Origin of the sequence: Actinomyces sp. ICM47 (assembly GCF_000278725.1) — a bacterium.
Classification (GTDB): Bacteria; Actinomycetota; Actinomycetes; order Actinomycetales; family Actinomycetaceae; genus Pauljensenia.
Map to the genome: position 1 here is coordinate 1 of NZ_ALCA01000001.1, position 3,637 is coordinate 3,637.

The window sequence follows — 3,637 nt, forward strand, 5'->3', positions numbered from 1 at the left end:
AGCACCCCACAATCGCAGACCGCCCCCGCGCCCACTACCGCTAGCCCCACAGCAAGAAAGACCAACACCCATGCCCACCCACGACGACGCAGAACAGCTATACAAACAAGCAGTGGAAGCCGCAGGCCGAGGCGACCACTTCAAAGCAAAGGAACTGTTCGAGGGCGCACTCGAACTCTACCGAGAGGTCCCAGGTGCGGAGAAGGACCAAGCCCACTGCCTGTACAGCCTCGCCACAACCCTGCTAATACTGGGCAAACCAGCACAAGCCGAACCCCTCTACCGACAAGCGCTCACCCTCTACCAGACGGCCCCAAAAACTGAACGCAACCAGGCTCAATGCTTGTACAACCTCGCCGCCAGCCTGAACCGGCTGGAAGAACCAGACAAGGCTGCCCCCCTCTACCGTCAGGCACTCACCCTGTTTCGAAGCATTTCCGGGACAGAACGCGACCAAGCCAACTGCCTGAACAACCTCGCCACCTGTATGCTCAATCTTAGAAAACTATCCCATGCCGAATCTCTTTATTACCAGGCACTCACCCTGTACCAGAAGATTCCAGGAACAGAATACGAACAGGCCACCTGTTTGCATAATCTCGCACTCTGCCTGAAGGTGCAGGCTAAACCGAGCGAAGCTAAACCTATTTTCCAACAAGCACTCACACTCTACGAGAGCATCGACAGAACCACAATACAATATACAAACTGTTTAGCTAACCTCGCCGATACCATGAGTACACTCGGCGAAAACGAGAGAGCCGAACCACTCTTCATTGAGGCTATTACCCAGGCGAAAACGGCTGAAAACTCAGATAACATACTCGGCCCGATTCTATACAATTTCGCCCGCAATCTGGAAGCTTTAGAGAGGCCATCGGAAGCTGCTGCCGTTTACTATCACGCCTACGCTGCCTATTCCACACTGACCGAAAGCGATACGCATCAAGCTGACTGCCTGCATAATTTAGCAGGAATTCTACTCAAACAAGGTAAGGGCAGCGAAGCAGAGATTTACTACCTACAAGCGTTAGAAAAATACGAGAAGAATAATAGACGAACGAACAATAGATATTCTGAATGCAAATTAGCCTTGAGCAAGCTAATGACTAAGGGGACCCAAGCAAAAATAGTCAACCTGGATGATCCCGAAGATCTCAACACCCTTTGGCATCAGGAACTTCAAGAAGGAAATACGGAACAGTCGATATACATTCTTCGCCGCATGCTCTACATTTTGCAAATGCATGACGGATGTGAACTTCAAATTGCAACATTACTATACAATCTTGGCATCAGTTATTCTCAAATAAGTCAACCTGAAACTGCTGAGCAGTTACACCGTCAAGCTCTCGCACTATTCAAGCAGTTCAAGGAAACAGAAAGACAGCAGGCCCTCTGTCTACAAGTTCTTATCCAGACATTACATTCACTAGGCAGGAGCCTAGAAACAATACACATCTACCCGGAAGTTATCGAACTACTCAAGAGCGTCCCCAATACAGAAACACTACTTGCAGACAACATTTACAACTTTGCCATCACAATGTTAAATATGAATAATCCGTCAAGAGCAGAAACTCTCTTTCACCAAGCACTTACACTGTACAGAAAACTTGATAGATCTGAGAAATACCAAGCCACTTGCCTATACAATCTCACAGTTCTCCAAGGCGACACAGGTCGAAATCAAGAAGCGGAGCAACATTATATACACGCTCTTAATCTGTTCGCAGAATGCGAGAATACAGAACGCGAACAAGCCAGATCCCTCTACAATCTTGCAAACATTCTGCACGAACTTGGAAATCTACCACAAGCTGAAGACACATTTCGCAAAGCCCTCACACTCTTCACAAAAGTTGAAGGAACAGAGAATAGTCAAGCCAATTGTTTATACAATTTGGCTAACACATTATGTGATCTCAACAGAAATGAAGAGGCGGAACCCATCTACCGTCATGCTTTAAACCTTTACGCAAGCACGGACGGCACCGAACTAAGCCAAGCTCATTGTCTTGGCAATCTCGCAGAGACACTCAAAACACTTGACCGAATCACAGAGTACGCGACTCTTAGCCGCAGCGCACTCACAATCTTCAGAACACACGGTGGCACGCAAACGGAAATCGCTCGCTCACTTTGTAGCTACGCCACAGCAATGGGTATGCTTGGTAGAGTTGAAACAGCCGAATCAGCATTGTGGGAGGCACTGAATCTTTTCGAAGATGCCAACAACACTGGCAAAGACAGAGCTGCATGCCTCCACCACCTCGGTACAGCTGCGCGCGAGCTAGGAAAGCCTGAGGAAGCTATACACTTCTTCATTGAAGCACTTAAGCTATACCAAAATACAGGAATTTTAGAGAATTCTGAAATCGATTGCATACACGCTTTAGCCCACACACTCAAATTATTGGAAAGATACGAAGCTGCCCTCACCCTGTTCCGGCAGCTGCTTTCACTCTGCGAAAATAGTGATTTACCACGCTATGTCGACTGCTTGATTAATATCGCAATTATTTTACACCTGCAACATCAAACGGAAGAAGCCGACCAAATCCTTAAACAGGCACATGACATCTTCACAGAGAAAATACCAGAACTTGACTCACTAGGTGCAAGCATACTCGACACAATAGCTTCGTGGAGCACTGACCCTGCATTTCGACGAAAACACCTCATCCTGGCACTACAATATGCAGTACCTGCAGCGGTCTTCTTTGACGAATTCCGATTCAAACTTTCATGCTCCTCTGCCAGGATTGCCTGGATCACCAACCGCGCCCAACACTCGATGAACCAGGCCCTCGACATCGCCGCACGCCTGGGCGACGCCCCCCTCGTGGCCGAACTGGTTGCCAAATGGCGTATGGTCGGCTCCCTCGCCGCCATGCCTGCAGCCCGCAACAGCGATGATCCCCTACTCACAATGGTGCCCAACTCCACCCCAGAACCAGACGAAACTCTCACCCGAACGCCCGGCCCCAACCTCGTCTTGCCCCACCTACGCACCACACCCCTCTACCAGCACCCCACAATCGCAGACCGCCCCCGCGCCCACTACCGGTAGCCCCAGCAAGAAAGACCAACACCCATGCCCACCCACGACGACGCCGACCAGCTATACAAACAAGCAGTGGAAGCCGCAGGCCGAGGCGACCACTTCAAAGCAAAGGAACTGTTCGAGCACGCGCTTACTCTCTACCAAACACTCCCCAACACACAACGCGACCAGGCCAAGTGCCTGCTCAACCTCGCCAAAACACTACGTGAGCTGGGGAAACCAGCCCAGGCCGAACCCTACTACCACCAGGCACTCACCCTCTACCAAGACATCCCCAACACACAACGCGACCAGGCCAACTGCCTAGGCAACCTCGCCACCACACTACTCCTGCTGGGCAAACCAGCCCAGGCCGAACCCTACTACCACCAGGCACTCACCCTCTACCAAACACTCCCCGGAACAGAACACAACCAGGCCACCTGCCTGAACAACCTCGCCACCATCCTGGCCACGCGGGGCAAACTAGCCCAGGCCGAACCCTACTACCGCCAAGCACTCACCCTCTACCAAGGCATCCCCAACACCGAGGAGAACCAGGCCACCTGCCTGCATCTCCTCGCCACCATC

General features: G+C 51.0%; 2 protein-coding genes. Both read left to right on the forward strand.

Annotated elements, in window-relative coordinates; genetic code table 11:
• Positions 1–70: 70 nt before the first annotated feature.
• Positions 71–3,073, forward strand: a complete 3,003-nt coding sequence (locus tag HMPREF1136_RS10370) for a tetratricopeptide repeat protein (protein WP_083836167.1) — start codon at positions 71–73, stop codon at positions 3,071–3,073.
• A 24-nt stretch (positions 3,074–3,097) separates the two neighbouring features.
• Positions 3,098–3,637: tetratricopeptide repeat protein (locus HMPREF1136_RS00015; protein ID WP_009647234.1), on the forward strand; the 540-nt coding region annotated here is incomplete at its 3' end.